General features: G+C 61.1%; 14 protein-coding genes. 6 read left to right on the top strand and 8 right to left on the bottom strand.

The window, feature by feature from the left end:
• Positions 1-28 precede the first annotated feature (28 nt).
• Positions 29-1,357, top strand: a complete 1,329-nt coding sequence (locus tag MRX98_RS05780) for an ATP-dependent 6-phosphofructokinase (protein ID WP_246903837.1) — start codon at positions 29-31, stop codon at positions 1,355-1,357.
• Positions 1,358-1,370: 13 nt separating this feature from the next.
• On the opposite strand, the gene MRX98_RS05775 is transcribed toward MRX98_RS05780, so the two are convergent.
• Positions 1,371-2,672, bottom strand: coding sequence for a 3-deoxy-D-manno-octulosonic acid transferase (locus MRX98_RS05775; protein WP_246903836.1), 1,302 nt, complete (start codon positions 2,670-2,672; stop codon positions 1,371-1,373).
• Positions 2,669-4,756, bottom strand: coding sequence for a penicillin-binding protein activator (locus MRX98_RS05770; protein WP_246903835.1), 2,088 nt, complete (start codon positions 4,754-4,756; stop codon positions 2,669-2,671). The genes MRX98_RS05775 and MRX98_RS05770 overlap by 4 nt, the downstream gene beginning before the upstream one ends.
• A gap of 175 nt (positions 4,757-4,931) precedes the next feature.
• On the opposite strand from MRX98_RS05770, the gene MRX98_RS05765 reads away from it, so the two are divergent.
• The 4 genes from MRX98_RS05765 (at position 4,932) to MRX98_RS05750 (ending at position 7,778) form a co-directional block, all read left to right on the top strand.
• Complete coding sequence (locus MRX98_RS05765) at positions 4,932-5,426, top strand: DUF4124 domain-containing protein (RefSeq protein WP_246903834.1); 495 nt, start codon at positions 4,932-4,934, stop codon at positions 5,424-5,426.
• Positions 5,427-5,506: 80 nt separating this feature from the next.
• A complete protein-coding gene (locus tag MRX98_RS05760) occupies positions 5,507-6,793 on the top strand; it encodes a class II fructose-bisphosphate aldolase (RefSeq protein ID WP_246903833.1) in 1,287 nt (428 codons plus the stop codon).
• A 181-nt stretch (positions 6,794-6,974) separates the two neighbouring features.
• On the top strand, positions 6,975-7,406 hold the full coding sequence (locus MRX98_RS05755) for a hypothetical protein (RefSeq protein ID WP_246903831.1): 432 nt from the start codon (positions 6,975-6,977) through the stop codon (positions 7,404-7,406).
• 81 nt (positions 7,407-7,487) lie between these two features.
• Positions 7,488-7,778: a hypothetical protein gene (locus MRX98_RS05750; RefSeq protein WP_246903829.1), complete on the top strand. Its 291-nt coding sequence runs from the start codon at positions 7,488-7,490 to the stop codon at positions 7,776-7,778.
• Positions 7,779-7,890: 112 nt separating this feature from the next.
• Here MRX98_RS05750 and mazG read toward each other — a convergent pair whose 3' ends face one another.
• Positions 7,891-8,769: a nucleoside triphosphate pyrophosphohydrolase gene (mazG, locus tag MRX98_RS05745; protein WP_246903827.1), complete on the bottom strand. Its 879-nt coding sequence runs from the start codon at positions 8,767-8,769 to the stop codon at positions 7,891-7,893.
• Positions 8,745-9,278, bottom strand: a complete 534-nt coding sequence (locus tag MRX98_RS05740; RefSeq protein ID WP_246903825.1) for a CvpA family protein — start codon at positions 9,276-9,278, stop codon at positions 8,745-8,747. The genes mazG and MRX98_RS05740 overlap by 25 nt, the downstream gene beginning before the upstream one ends.
• Before the next feature lie 404 nt (positions 9,279-9,682).
• Between MRX98_RS05740 and MRX98_RS05735 the strand changes: the two genes are divergently transcribed.
• Complete coding sequence (locus MRX98_RS05735) at positions 9,683-10,147, top strand: hypothetical protein (protein ID WP_246903823.1); 465 nt, start codon at positions 9,683-9,685, stop codon at positions 10,145-10,147.
• Between the two features lie 25 nt (positions 10,148-10,172).
• On the opposite strand, the gene argC is transcribed toward MRX98_RS05735, so the two are convergent.
• The 4 genes from argC to MRX98_RS05715 form a co-directional block, all read right to left on the bottom strand.
• A complete protein-coding gene (gene argC / locus MRX98_RS05730; protein WP_246903821.1) occupies positions 10,173-11,207 on the bottom strand; it encodes an N-acetyl-gamma-glutamyl-phosphate reductase in 1,035 nt (344 codons plus the stop codon).
• Positions 11,208-11,282: 75 nt separating this feature from the next.
• Positions 11,283-11,996: an ABC transporter ATP-binding protein gene (locus MRX98_RS05725; protein WP_246903819.1), complete on the bottom strand. Its 714-nt coding sequence runs from the start codon at positions 11,994-11,996 to the stop codon at positions 11,283-11,285.
• The gene (locus MRX98_RS05720) at positions 11,996-12,766 is read right to left on the bottom strand and encodes an ABC transporter ATP-binding protein (protein WP_246903817.1); all 771 of its coding nucleotides are present in this window, start codon (positions 12,764-12,766) and stop codon (positions 11,996-11,998) included. The genes MRX98_RS05725 and MRX98_RS05720 overlap by 1 nt, the downstream gene beginning before the upstream one ends.
• A gap of 1 nt (position 12,767) precedes the next feature.
• Positions 12,768-14,087 carry a branched-chain amino acid ABC transporter permease gene (locus MRX98_RS05715; protein ID WP_246903816.1) on the bottom strand — a complete coding sequence of 440 codons (1,320 nt, stop codon included), beginning with the start codon at positions 14,085-14,087 and terminating at the stop codon, positions 12,768-12,770.
• Between the last annotated feature and the right edge of the window lie 127 nt (positions 14,088-14,214).

Here is a 14,214-nt window from a genome sequence, read left to right as displayed (position 1 = left end):
GGAATGCTGATTGCAAGGAGTGCCATCCATGCACCACATCGAAATCACCGATACCGGAATCACCGAAATCGGCAAAGCAAGCGTGACCTCTCCGTTGCTCAACGGAGACGGTACGAGCCACCAATCATTTATTGAAGAGAAAGATCGCGTGCTGGTCAACATCCGCCTCGAGGAAATCGAGGCGGACCTGCAAAAGGAAGGTCCTCTCGCATCCTTCGAGCTGGCCGGACCGCGCCGCAAGATCTATTTCGATTCCAGCAAACTGCGTTGCGCCCTGGTCACCTGCGGTGGTCTTTGCCCCGGGCTCAACGACATCATCCGCTCCATCGTCCTGGAGCTCTACTATCATTATGGCGTGCGCACCATTTACGGCATGCGCTATGGCCTGCAGGGCTTCATTCCCAAATACGGCCACGATGTAATGGATCTGGAACCAGCTTCGGTGGCCGGCATCCTCGATCGCGGCGGATCGATTTTGGGCTCCTCCCGCGGGCCGCAGGAGATCGGCGAAATCGTCGATTGCCTGGAGCGCATGAACATCGGCATCCTGTTCATGGTCGGCGGCGACGGCACATTGCGGGCCGCGGTCAAAATCGCCGACGAAATTCTACAGCGTAACCTGAAAATCAGTGTGGTGGGCATTCCCAAAACCATTGACAACGACATCTACATGATTTCCCGCTCCTTCGGCTTCGAAACGGCGGTGGATGTTTCGACCCAGGCCATCATCGGCGCCCACAACGAAGCCGCCGGCTATCCCAACGGGATCGGGTTGATCAAGCTGATGGGGCGCCACTCCGGCTTCATCGCCGCCACGGCGGCACTGGCGCAGCAGGATGTCAATTTCGTATTGATACCCGAGGTGGATTTCGACCTGGAGGGGCCCAACGGCTTTCTGGCCGCCCTGGAGAAGCGACTGGCGCTGCGCGGTCATGCGGTCATTGTTGTGGCCGAAGGCGCGGGCCAGAAATTTTTCGAAAACAACGGCGGCGAAACCGACGAGTCGGGCAACATCCGCTTAAGCGACATCGGCATCTATTTGAAAGGTGCCATGGCGAAATACTTCAAGGGAAAAGGCATCGAGGTCAACATCAAGTACATCGACCCCAGCTACATGATCCGCAGTCTGCCGGCCAATGCCAACGACAGCGTATTCTGCGGCTTTCTGGGCCGCAACGCCGTACATGCCGGCATGGCCGGCAAGACCAAGGTGGTGATCGGCCGGTGGAACAACCATTTTGTGCACATCCCCATGGAAGCGGCCACCAGCCGGCGCAAACAGGTTTCACCCACCGGCGAACTCTGGTCGGCGGTGATGGAGACCACCGGTCAGTTGCCCATGAAAAACCCGGCATGAAGCAATACGCCGATCACCTCTTGAGCAAGCCTTCGATGACCGCGGCGTGGCGCCTCGCGGCGCCGCGGTGGACAAGGATGGCGGCGCGGGCGGCGCGGCCCGCCTCGACCGCCACCTCCGGCCGGCGCAACCACTCGATGGCCAGGGCGGCCATTCGATCCGCATCCTGCACCATGAAGCCACCACCGGCGCGTTCGATCAGGACCCGGGCGTCGGCAAAATCCTCCATGGAAGCACCGTACATGACCGGCTTGGACCAAAGGGCCGGCTCCAGCATGTTCTGCCCCCCCTTGGGCACAAGGCTCCCGCCACAAAAAACGAAACGGGCCACGCTGTAAGTGGCCGCCAGCTCGCCGATGGTATCCAGCACCACCACGGGGGTATGGCGTCCTTCGCCCTCCAATCGGCTGCGGCGTTGGCAGCTGAGCCCCGCCTCGCTCACCCACTGGACCACCCGCGGCACCCGCTCAAGATGGCGCGGCGCGATGATCAGGACCGTTTCGGGAAAGTGCTGATGGATTTGACGGAAGGCGCTCAAAAGGGACCGCTCCTCCGGATGGCGTGTGCTGCCGGCCACGAAAACCGGCGTTTCCGGTCGCAAACCGTAAAGCTGCATGGCCCAGGCCCGGGTTTGCTCTCGCTCCGGATGAGGATCGGGGCTGTCGAACTTGGCATTGCCGTTGACGGAAACCCGCTCCTCGGGGGCACCCAAAGAAATGATGCGTTGGGCGTCGGCCGTGGAGATCATGCTGAAAGCATCGACGTGCGCCAGCATGTGCGCCAGCATCGGGCGCACCTTGCGATAGCGTTCGATGGCCCGCACCGAAATGCGACCGTTCAACATGGCGGTGCGCACCCCCGAACGGTGGGCGGCGATGATCAGGTTGGGCCAAAGCTCGGTCTCCAGCAGCACCAGTGTATGGGGCCGCACCATCTCCAGCGCCCTGCGGGTGGTCCATGGCAGGTCGATGGGCGCATAGAAGCAAGGTACCCGGCCGTCCAATACGGTCCGGGCCCGGATCAACCCTTGCACGGTGGTGGTGGATAAGGCCAAACGACAATGGGGCACATGGGCCGTAAGGGGATCTTCAAGGGCCAGGGCCACGCCCACCTCGCCCACCGAGACCGCGTGCATCCAGATCCGTGCCCCCCGCCCCCCGAGCGATGCCCGGAGTGCCGCCGGATAGCGGCCGAAGCGCTGGCGAAACTGTTCCTGCCGATCTTCAGCGTGTCGGGCGCGCAGCCACCAGGCGGGCTTCAAGACGGCGCCGATGCCGGCGCCAATCAAGTTGTAGGCCAGGTGGTAAGGGTTCATGGGGATGCGATTTCGACAAACCGGTTGCCTTCGATGCGCAACAGGTTGAGGGTCTTGAGCGCGTCGCCGCGATGGTCGAAGGCGGTCGCGCCGGTCACGCCGTCCAGATGAATCTTTTGGCGTAAGGCGTCGCGCAGTTGCGGACGCAGGCGCATATCGGGAGTGTCCAGCACCTCGAACAACATCCGGGCGGTGTCATAGGCGAAGGCTTCCACCAGTCCCGGATCGGCGCCATACAGTTCGCGGTAGCCGTCCACGAACCGGCGCACCATCGGCAATCGGCTCTCCTTGAAAAATCCGTCCACCAAAACTGCGTTCTGCGCGAACTGCCGGGCCATGTCCAACAATTGGGAGGTGTGCCACAGGTTGGTTCCCGCAAGTATCATGTCCTGCACATCGTGGTAGACCAGTTGGGGCAGGATGAGACCGGTGGAGCGGGGTCCATCGGGAATGAAAAGCACGTCGAAGGGCGGCAATGGGATGTCGTCCGCGCCCGCCCGTTGCCCCTCAAGACGATCTTCATGGTACAAACCGGACATTCGGGCGACGGGGTCCATCACCGGGTGGCCGCCACCGCCCCGAAGTTGATTCGGCGAAAGGAAATGGCGTCTTTCGGAGGGCCGAATGGTCGCCGGCACCCGCAAGTCCGCCGGCACCGAATGGTCCGGCCCCATGAGGCGGGCGATGGTGGCGGCAAAATCGGTCTGCTCGGGGTCGTAGGCCACCGCGGCCATTACGACGCCGCCCTGGCGGGCCACCTCACCCCAGAAAAGTCGCATGAAGGTGCGGCCATAGGTCTCATCGGGGTAGAGCACGGCAAAACGACGCAACCCCATGTCATTGACGAAGTGGTTCACCAGGGTGCGCACCTGGCTGCCGGGCGTGATGAAATGGCGGAAGATGTAATCGCCCACCTCGGTGATATCTTGCCGTTGGGTGAAGGTCACCATGGGCACCTTCAACCGTTGCGCCTCGCGGGCGGCGGCCGACGCGGTCACAACGGGGCCCAGGATCGCTCCCACCCCGGCCTCGGCCAGGGCGCGGACCCCCTGCACGGCCCCCCGTTCATTGGAGCCGGTATCTTCCACTACGAGCCGGATCGGACGCACGGCATCGTTCTCCGAAACGGTGACCAAGGCCATTTCGATGGCTTGCAACATCCGCTGTCCAAAGGTCTCGTGGGAACCGCTGAGCGGCAAAAGGCACCCGATGGTCATTGGCGCGAAGGAGAGGCGGCGGACAAGGGTTTCCACCATGGCTGCCGCATCCACGGCCTGCGGATGTCCGGGATGGGCTTGCCGAAAGGCGGAAAGGACCTCCAGGGCCGTGTCGTCGTTCTCTGCCACCGCCTGCAGCGCGCCATACCGATACATCAAATCGGCCCGCAAGTCCCGATCATCGACTCGGTCCCAGAGCCATTCGATATCGCTGATTTCGAGACGGGCGAAAGCCGCCTCGACCCGCTCCGCCCAAAGCGCACGGCTTTCCTCCGGCCCTTCTTGCCGCAGCAGGTAGGCATACCAGGCCGATCGCGGCGTGTCCGCGACCGCGGCGTGCAACTGGTACAGACGCTGCCATAAAGTGTGGGCAACCTCCGGCGCGGGTCTGCCGGCCGACAGGCGATCCGCCAGTTCCATGGCCTCCGCCGGACGACCGTCGGCGATCAGCAGATCGATGATGGCCAGGCGGGCATCGTCTGCGGCCTCGGTATCGGGATATTGTTCGATCACTCTCAGGTAAAAGGCGCGGGCGGCCTCGAACTGATCCCTGCGCTGGTAGATATCCCCCAAGCGTTGCAAGGCGCGCGGCGCGTGGCGCCCATTCGGATGATGGGCCAGGTAGCGACTGAAATGGACCATGGCCTGGTCCAAAGCCGCCTGCCGCCAAAACCGATCCGCCTGCTGGAAGATGGGGTCGCCGGGTTCCGCAGCCGGGGCAACCGTGTCGGTTGGTCGCGGCAGGGGCATTGCGCAACCGGCAACAAGCGCCACCGTGCACAGCAGCATGCACCACCACAGCCGGTGACGACTCGCTTGCGGCAGTCGCGATACCCGTTGCCCATGTCGTAAAGCAATTAGATTCATCACACGCGCCTGATCCCTGACAATATCGGAAAGCCGATCTCCCGGGCGGAGCAACAGCGAAGCGCCCGCCACCGCATACCACATACCTTGACATCCTGTCCGGTGAGGCCGTATATTAGCATAAATTTCCAACCGAAAACAGCAACAAAACTGGACCTATCAAAGGAAACCACTCATGAAAACGGCACGCATGCTGGCGTGGATCCTGGTCGCCCTGTTAGCGGCAACACCGGCACTGGGCGAATTTTATCGTTACACGGACGAACAGGGAAATGTCATTTACACCGACGATCTGAGCAAGGTGCCCCGGGACCAGCAAGACCGGGTGCAGACTTACGAAGCGCCCGCGCCCCGCAACACCCCATCCGCAGACAGCGCCCCGCAAAGGTCCGATGCGGCCGCGGAGGAGATGGACGACCTGGAGGCGGAGCGGGAGCGGCTGGAGGCCTTGGAAGCGGCCCTGAACCAAGAATATGAGGCGCTTCTTCAAGAGCGGGATGCCCTGGATGAAGAGCAAGCGGAAGCGGTCGGGGCGGCGGCGATCGATGCATTGAATTCAAAGATCGAAGCTTTCAACGCCCGTACCCAAGCGTATGAAGAGAAGCGGGACGACTTCGGCCAACAGGTGAAGGCCTTCAATGAGCGCGTTGCCGACGAGCGCTCCCAGTAGCTCGCAACCCGCTGCCTGCCCGCATGCCCTATCCCGGTTAACCTATCAACAAGCAAACATCGCACAAGGAGGAAGCAAAGATGGCGGATATCTCCTCTAAGGATTTCGATCGTGCACTGGCGGTCGGTCGCCCCCCCAACATTCAAACGCTGTTTCCCAACTCCCGGGCTTTGCTGGTAAGCGGCAAATACATCGACATGGCCATGTTGGCCAAAGGCAATAGCATCTGCATGGCGGCCAACGGTCGCAATCAGATGGTCATCCGGGGCGCCTTGCGGGCGGCCCAACGGGCCAACGCAGTGCTCATCATTGAGATTGCCAAATCCGAAGGCGGCGCCAACGCCTATTGCGCGGTCAATTACTGGAACATGGCCCGCATCGTGGACAGCCTTTGCAATGAGATGGGCATCCGCATACCGGTGGCGATCCATGCCGACCATTACGGCATCAAAAACGACAAGGACATCCAAACCGCCCGCACCGAAATCCCGTCGATGTTCGACGCCGGTATCACCTCCATCGCCATCGATGCTTCCCATATGCCCGACGACCGCAATCTGCTGGCCAGCATCGCCCTCAACCCCTACGTGCCCGACTGGGCCGGTCTTGAGACAGAGGTGGGTGAAATCAAAGGCAAACTTGGGCTTTCCACCAAAGAGGAGGCCCTATTTCTGATCCAGGGGCTCAACGCCCACGACATCTTCCCCAATTGGATCGCACTGAACAACGGGACCACCCATGGGATCGAAGCCAGCGACCAGGGCATTCAGGTCGAACTCACGGCCGAGATTCATGCGGCCTTGGTGCCCTACAACATTTCGGGTGCCCAACACGGCACATCGGGCAACAGCTCGGACCGCCTGCGCCGCATAGCACAGGAAACACGCACCACCAAAGCCAATGTGGCCACGGCCTTGCAAATGATTTCATGGGGGGTGGAGGTCAACGATTACGGCAATGCCATCCTCGACAGCGAGGGCCGGTTCAAAAAGGTCGAAGGCGAGGGGGTCGCCGAAGAGGTGTGGGCGCAAATGCAGGACTATGCCCAATCCCAGGGCTGGAAAAAAGGGGACTTCAAAAAACTCAACCTGCCCTTCGAGAGCAAGCTGCTGAGCCAACCGGCGGAGGTGCGCAATCGCATGGCGACGCGGGTCGAAACCTTCGTCTACAAGATGTTGGTGGATGTGTTCAATGCGAGCGATACCGCGCCATTGGCCATCGATGCGATTCTCAAGGCCGGCAGCCACGATCCCGGACCGAAGGCGGAGCGCATTGAAACACCCGAGGCGTGGACAGAGGCCAAGATCATCGAAAAGGCCAAAGCCATCACCTCCAACAAAGGTCCCGCGGGCGACTTCGAGGATTAACAAAGGACCGGCTGACGCTTACGCATACCCGACGCTTCAGAGCGCACCGCAGGGTAAATCGATGGTCTTCGATCCCCTGCGGTGCGTCCCGCATAGAAGGCTTCATTTTTTTTAATCCCCACCCCACATTTTTTCTAAAGTCAGGGTGAAACCCGCCGATAACACAATCGGAGGGACCCACATGTATATACACAATTACCAAATCCACAATGTACTGGATGTCTACCGGAAGCAATTGAGCCAACGCACCGGCGCGGACAATGAACGATCCGCATCGCCTTCCCCTGTGACGGAGGGGATGGGCTTGTCCGGTCGGCGTCCCCGCCAGGCGATCATCGACCAGGTGTCGGAAAACATCGTGGCGCAGATCTCCGGCGAAGCGCCCCGCAGCCGCTTCGCGGAGTTGTTGGCCGACACCTACCAGCGACCGCCCATGGGCAAGAGCGAGAAAGCGGAGGTCCGTTTCACCTTCACCACCATTGACGAAGACGATCGGAAAAGCACCAACAGCTTACCCCTCGACCGAATCAGCCCGCTGTTCGGCCCCATTGCCGCGACCGCGGCCGACGCGACGGGGGACCCTTCATCCGGGGAAAGCGACAGCACTGTTTGAGAACGGATGAACCAAAGCATCGGGGCAAGAATTGCCCCGACCTGACCCGAGAGGACACGAAGGGCGGAAAGGGAGGATCCCATGATTAACAAGATCAGCGAAGCACCACTGAGGGCGGTCATGAAAACCGATCCCATCGGACCGATACATGACCAGGAGATGAACCGGCAGAGGGCCGATGCCCAACGGGAAACCAGGGCGGTCGAGTCTTCCTCGCAAAGCGACGCTGCCGGTTCACGGCAGACCGAAAACAAACCGGAATCAAAGTATCTGGAGGAAGGCAGCAAGGTGGTTTTCGAAAAATACAACAAGGCGGGTGATGTCATTTACCGCTTGCCGCCATCGGAAACGCCCATCGACGAACGGGTTTGACCCTTATCGTTTCCCTGCCTTGACAGCAACAGAGAACGGGCCACCCCCGCGGCCCGGTTACTCCTTCCAGCCCCCCCCGGTGTGTAGCCGACTCCCGAAGCGTTCATGTATGTCAGCGGTCGTCAGATCCCGGAGGGGCATCGGACGGGCTTGTCGCCTGCCCGGCGTCCTGTTCCCGCGCCTTGACCCGTTCCCAGAAGGCATCCAACCCCTGCCGCGGCACCTCGTCCAGGCGTTTCCCCTGGTCGGCGGCCATTCGTTCCATCTGCTTGAATCGACCCACAAACTTCTCCGTGGCGGCGGTAAGGGCCGTCTCGGGATGGATCCCGGCCAGGCGGGCCACATTGACCAGGGTGAACAGGACATCCCCCAACTCCTCGGCCATTCGGTCTTTGCGCGTTGTCCCGTCGCCCTCCGGCATGCGGTTTCGCTCGGCATTGAATTCCGCCCATTCCGACTCCGCCTGCACCGTTACACCCGCCAGGTCATCCCAATCGAATCCGATACCCGCCGCCCGCTCGCTGACCCGATAGGCACGCAGCAGCGCCGGCAGCCCCGATGGAACGGCGTCAAGCACCGACGGTCGATCTTTGCCCTTTTCCTGCTGTTTGATCTCCCGCCAGCGCCGCTTGACCTGATCGGCATCGTCCAGCGTATCGCCCCCGAACACGTGGGGATGGCGATGAATCATTTTACGCAGGTTGCACGCCAGCACCTCGGTGGGTTTGAAGCGTCCCGCCTGCCGATACAGTACCATCAGGAAAAGCACCTGAAACAGGACATCCCCCATCTCCTCCAGGATGGCATCCGTATCGTCGGCGATGACCGCCTCCATCAATTCGAAAGCCTCCTCCACCAGATAGGTGATGGCGGAAGCCGGCGTCTGCTTGCGATCCCAGGGGCAGCCCTGCTCGCCGCGCAGGGTTTCAATCAACGCCAGCACCGCCGCGAAGGTGGGCGGCGGCGCTATGGATTCCGGCGTTGTTGCCATGTCGTTTTCAATTCCTTCAAATGGTTGTCGAACATCGCTTTCAGATCCGTGGAGACCACCCCCATCAACACCGTACTGACCGGCATTACATGTTGCACCGTGATGGAATCCTTGAGCACCTTCGTGTCCTTGGGCAGGAAGGTGGTCAGCATGGCCACCAGCACCGCCAAAATCAGGACCCCCTTGACCCCGCCGACGAGCAGACCGCCGATGCGATCCGACCAACCCATCGAGGCGATGTTCAACAGGTATTTGAGCAACGCCGCCAAAAGATTAATGGCCAGGTAAACACCCACGAAAAGGATCAGAAAGCCGACAATGCCGGCATACCCGCCGTTCGGCAGCCAGCCGGCCAACAGTTCGGACAGAGGGCCATGGTACGTGTACGCGAAGTAGAAACCGGCAAGCACCCCAACGATGCCGGACACCTCCTTGACGAGGCCCCGGAAAATGCCGCGGACCAGGCAGAATCCCAAGATGGTGACCAGAATGTAATCCAACGGTGTCATTGCGCACCTGTTTGCCGCGGCCGCCATGGGGCGCGAGGCTTCAAGAGGTGGATAAGCTGTGCAAAACGGTCCCGACGCTAACACGGACGGGAAGAAATATCAATCAACGGAAAAATCGGAACCGCGGCGCCGACGGAACGGCGTGCGGCGAAGATGAAGGGGCAGCAGTGGGTCGAAGGGCAATGGATGCCGTAAATATTATGGCACACAAATTGCATATCTATTTTGAATCATAATTCAGGCGTTGTATGCAATTCACCGATTCCTGCACCGTTCGCGCTGGAACCAAGACCGGCGGACCTTCAGCTGTATTCGACGAGGGTGAAGCATCCAACCATGAGGCCCGTAGGCATCCTGCAGGGTCGAGGATTGTCCGAAGTTTGACATTTTTTGGAGGTGTTTTCATGAAGGTCGCGATTCACCGCATTCTGTGCCTGTTGCCCGCACTGCTGGCGGTCGGTGCATTGGTCTGTTCGCCATTCGCCGTCGGCAGCGCGCTGGCGGACAAACGAAGCTCCATTTTCGATTGGAGCAACTCATCGGAGGGGCCGACCGCCTTCGGCTACATGATCGCCTACTCCTACAGGGACAAGATTGTCTATTTCACCCCGATCATTTCCCAGCGGGCCCCCGAAACCAGTTTCAACGATGAAGAGTACGTTTTTCAAACCAGCACCGTGCTCAAACTGGAAAGGGCCTTTCAGAAAAAACTCGAGCAAGAATACAAGATCCGAAGCGCGGACTTCACTTTCAACGCCAGGGTGGTCTACAAAACGGAACGCATCGCACTGAATCGTTTTTTCCGGGAAAGTAATGATTTCAGGATAAAGGCGTTCAAACTGGTGGAGGTTTCCGACTTCCGGCCCTAGGAACGGCGCGCATGCAGGTGATCGCCTAAAGCGGACAGGGCAAGGCCTGCAGCCCCTCCGTTTCCGGCAACCCCAGCATGATGTTCATGTTCTGCACCGCTTGGCCGGCAGCGCCCTTGACCAGGTTGTCGATGGCCGACATGAGCACCAGTCGCCCGGTGCGCCCATCGAGATGGTAGCCGATGTCGCAGCAGTTGGTGCCCCGCACATGTAAGGTGTCCGGGGGTTGAGCGCCGCGGAGACGGATGAAGGATTTGCCGCGATAGGAATCGGCCAGGCAGGCCGCGATGCGCTCGAGGGTGACGCCCTCGCGCGGGCGGGTGTAGATCGTGGTCTCCATCCCGCGGGTCATGGGCACCAGGTGGGGCACAAAGTTGAGCTGCACCGGTCGGCCCGCCACCCGGCTCATGATCGCCTCCATTTCGGGAGTGTGGCGATGGCCCGCCACCTTGTAGGCCTTGAAAGATTCGTTGACCGAACAATAATGGGTGCCCAGGGAAGCGCCGCGGCCGGCACCGCTGACACCCGACTTGGCGTCGGCGATCAACAGATCGGTGTCGATCAAATCGGCTTCGATCAGGGGCACCAGGGGAAGCAATACACTGGTGGGATAACAGCCGGGATTACCGATCAGATCGGCATTGCGAATCTGCTCGGCGAACACTTCACTGAGCCCGTAAACCGCCCTCTGCAGTAATTCGGCAGCCGTGTGGGGTTGATAGTGCGCCTCGTAAACAGCCGCATCCTGAAAACGGAAATCGGCCGACAGATCGATCACCTTCAGCCCTCGCGCCAACAAATCCGGCACCAGGGTCATGGGCAACTGGTGAGGCAGCGCGGTGAACACCACATCCGTCTGGTCCGCCAAGCGCCCGGCGTCATAGGCGTCGCAAACCAGGTCCACCCAGCCGGTCAAAGCCGGATAGATGCGATCAAAGGGTTCGCCCGCGTCCTGGCGGCAGGTCAGCGCCGTCAATTCCACCTCGGGATGGCCGGCCAGCAGCCGCACCAGCTCCGCGCCCGCATACCCCGATGCACCCACAATCCCTGCACGTACCATTGGTTCTCTCCTTGAAGATGGATGGTCGCACCATCCGAATGGTAAATCCCGAACGGCAAATGGGCAACCCCTGCCCTACCCCCCCAGGTAAGCTTTCTTCACACCGGGATCGTTGAGCAGCGCGCCCGAATCGCCCTCGATGACGATGCGCCCGTTTTCAATCACATAGCCGCGGCGCGCGAACTTGAGGGCCAACCGGGCATTCTGCTCCACCAGCAGAATGGTGGTACCGGCCTGGTTGATCTCCTTGAGCGCCTCGAACATGGAGAGCATCATCAAAGGCGCCAGCCCCATGGACGGTTCGTCCAGCAGCATCATGCGCCGGCCGGTCATGTAGGCCCGGCCCACGGCCACCATTTGCTGCTCCCCGCCGCTGAGCGTGCCGGCCGGTTGGGACTCGCGCTCGGCGAGCCGCGGGAAGATGGAGAAGACCAGGTCCAGGTCCCGCTTGATGGCCGGACGATCCTTGCGGGCGAAGGTGGCCAGCTTCAAGTTCTCCATGACGGTCAGGTTGCCGAAAAGCCGCCGCCCTTCGGGCACGTGGGAGACGCCCAGTTGGCTGACCACCTTTTCGGGGGGATAGTCGAGCAGATTGCGGCCTTCGAAATCCATGCGGGACCCCGGCAAGGCCGGCACCATGCGCGAAATGGCCCGCAAGGTGGTGCTTTTACCGGCCCCGTTGGCGCCGATGATGCAGACGATCTCGCCCTCGGCGATGCCGAAGGTGACGCCGTGCAAAGCCCGGATGCGGTCGTAGGCAACGTGCAGGTTTTCCACCATCAGCTGCATCAGGCCACCTCTTCCTTGCCCAGATAGGCCTCGATGACCTCGGGGTTGTTCTTGATCTCCTCGGGCGTGCCCTCGGCGATCACTTCGCCGAACACCAGGGTCTGAATGCGTTGGCACAACTCCATGACAAATTTGAGCCGGTGCTCGATCAGCAGGATGGCCACCTGGAACTCCTGGTGGATCTTGCGGATGATGCCGATCATCTGGGTCAGCTCTTCGGGGGTCATGCCGGCGGTGGGTTCGTCCAGGAACAGCACCTTGGGCCGGGTGGCCATGGCCCGCGCCATCTCCACCCGCCGCTGGGCCCCGTAAGGCAGGCTGGTGACGATCTGCCGGGCATAGCGCTCCACATCGAATATCCGCAGCAGGCGTAGGCTGTTGGCTTCAACCCGCTCCTCTTCCGCATAGCGGCGCGGGGATCCGAAAAAGGCACCGAACAGGCCATATTGCAACTGGGCATAATGGGCCATCCGGACATGCTCCAAAACGGTCATGTGGCGCCACAAGAGCATGTTCTGGAAGGTGCGCCCCAAACCGCGGGTGGCGATCTCGTGGGGTCGCAGGCCGACGATGTTGCGCCCCTCCAACGCCACCGTTCCCCGCGAGGGCGTGTGAATGCCGGTGATCAGGTTGAAGATGGTGGTCTTGCCGGCGCCGTTGGGGCCGATCAAGCCCCGAATCTCACCCGGCGCCAGGGTCAGGTTGTAGCGGTAAACCGCCCGCAGCCCGCCGAAAAAATGGGTCATATCCGTTACGCGCAACAACGACATTTTACTCTCTCCGCTTCAGCGCCGCCTTTCGGGGAGCCAGGATGCGTTTGATATCGAAATCCCGAAAGGCGATCAACCCGGTGGGCCGGAAAATCATCACCAATATCAGAATCAGCGGAATCACCAGCCATTTGTAAAGCCCCAGCGGCTTGAGCACCTCGCTGACCATGCTGATGCTGACGGCCCCCACCACCGAACCCACCACGGAATTGAGCCCGCCGAAGTAGACCATGGCCAGCTGTTCGGCCAGCATCTGAATGCCGAACCCACCCGGCGTCACGTGCCGTACTTCGTGGGCGTACAACCCGCCCGCGACACCGGCCCAGAAGGCGCCGAACATGAAGGCCACCATTTTGGTGCGGCGGGTATTGATGGTCATGGCATCCGCGGCGGTCTCGTTGTCCCGCACCGCATTGAGGGCCTTGCCCAGGGTCGAGCGCACGAAATTGTTGATGATCCAGATGCATAGGGCCATGGCGGTGAAGACGACCGGCAAGGTCGACCAGTTGGGTTGCCCCCCCATGCCGCGCGGTCCGCCGACAGGCTCGATGTTCTCGATGGCGCTTTTGACGATGAACATGAAGGCCAGGGAGATGATGGCCAGATAGTCGCCCCGCGTGCGAAACGAGGGGATGGCCACCACCAGCGCCCCCAGGGCGGCGGTCATGCCGCCGATGAAAAGGGCCAACGGGTAGCAAAAAGGGCCCAGGGCGGCGGGCAGCAACGCGGGGCCGAACAGCCGGTCCTGGGTGAACAGCACCAGGGTGAAGACCGAGGCGGCATAGGCCCCCAATGCCATGAAGCCTGGGTGGGAGCATGAAAACTCGCCCATGTAGCCATTGATCACATTGAGGCTCAGGGTCAGCATCACGGCGATCATGACCAGCTTGGACACCTGCAGGCGATAGGCGCTGGCCTCGGTCCACACATGCAAAATCGCATACATCAGCACCAGGTGCATCAGGGCCGCAAGCCAGGTGGGACGGTGCTCGAGAAAAGCGGCCGCCCGGTCGGTCAGGCGTTGCGTGCCGAAAGCCACCGCACACACCGGCAGGATGTAGACCAGCAGGTCGAAAAGCAAAGTGGCCGGAAACAGCAAAGGGTTCTGAAAAAGCAGGGTGGCCCCGAACAGCGGCGGCACCTTGGGCAGGTAGAGCATGATGGCCAGTTCATAACCGATCAACAATTCCAGCACCGCGGCGCAGAAGGCCCCGATCAACCACCCCAACGGCGGCACCGCCGCCGCGCTGCGCCACACCCATCCCCATAATGCCGCCAGCCGCATCCACATCCCCTGTCGTCCCACGCCGTCCGTGACCATAGCACCACACTATGCCGATTAAATGCGGGCGCGAATGCGCTGCCCGCCGATGAATACCGAATTGCTTCCACCTGATGCAAGTGACAAGCGACACTTGCCACCACACGCGCCCCAGCGCAATAAGGGC

Source organism: Desulfatitalea alkaliphila, from assembly GCF_022968795.1.
In the GTDB taxonomy this organism is placed as follows: Bacteria; Desulfobacterota; Desulfobacteria; order Desulfobacterales; family Desulfosarcinaceae; genus Desulfatitalea; species Desulfatitalea alkaliphila.
This window is presented reverse-complemented; position numbering and strand designations above follow the sequence as displayed.

Excerpts from the sequence above, each read along its gene's own strand:
- MRX98_RS05780 (WP_246903837.1), top strand. The coding sequence starts at position 29 with ATGCACCACATCGAAATCACCGATACCGGAATCACCGAAATCGGCAAA.
- MRX98_RS05775 (WP_246903836.1), bottom strand. The coding sequence starts at position 2,672 with ATGAACCCTTACCACCTGGCCTACAACTTGATTGGCGCCGGCATCGGC.
- MRX98_RS05770 (WP_246903835.1), bottom strand. The coding sequence starts at position 4,756 with ATGAATCTAATTGCTTTACGACATGGGCAACGGGTATCGCGACTGCCG.
- MRX98_RS05765 (WP_246903834.1), top strand. The coding sequence starts at position 4,932 with ATGAAAACGGCACGCATGCTGGCGTGGATCCTGGTCGCCCTGTTAGCG.
- MRX98_RS05760 (WP_246903833.1), top strand. The coding sequence starts at position 5,507 with ATGGCGGATATCTCCTCTAAGGATTTCGATCGTGCACTGGCGGTCGGT.
- MRX98_RS05755 (WP_246903831.1), top strand. The coding sequence starts at position 6,975 with ATGTATATACACAATTACCAAATCCACAATGTACTGGATGTCTACCGG.
- MRX98_RS05750 (WP_246903829.1), top strand. The coding sequence starts at position 7,488 with ATGATTAACAAGATCAGCGAAGCACCACTGAGGGCGGTCATGAAAACC.
- mazG (WP_246903827.1), bottom strand. The coding sequence starts at position 8,769 with ATGGCAACAACGCCGGAATCCATAGCGCCGCCGCCCACCTTCGCGGCG.
- MRX98_RS05740 (WP_246903825.1), bottom strand. The coding sequence starts at position 9,278 with ATGACACCGTTGGATTACATTCTGGTCACCATCTTGGGATTCTGCCTG.
- MRX98_RS05735 (WP_246903823.1), top strand. The coding sequence starts at position 9,683 with ATGAAGGTCGCGATTCACCGCATTCTGTGCCTGTTGCCCGCACTGCTG.
- argC (WP_246903821.1), bottom strand. The coding sequence starts at position 11,207 with ATGGTACGTGCAGGGATTGTGGGTGCATCGGGGTATGCGGGCGCGGAG.
- MRX98_RS05725 (WP_246903819.1), bottom strand. The coding sequence starts at position 11,996 with ATGCAGCTGATGGTGGAAAACCTGCACGTTGCCTACGACCGCATCCGG.
- MRX98_RS05720 (WP_246903817.1), bottom strand. The coding sequence starts at position 12,766 with ATGTCGTTGTTGCGCGTAACGGATATGACCCATTTTTTCGGCGGGCTG.
- MRX98_RS05715 (WP_246903816.1), bottom strand. The coding sequence starts at position 14,087 with ATGGTCACGGACGGCGTGGGACGACAGGGGATGTGGATGCGGCTGGCG.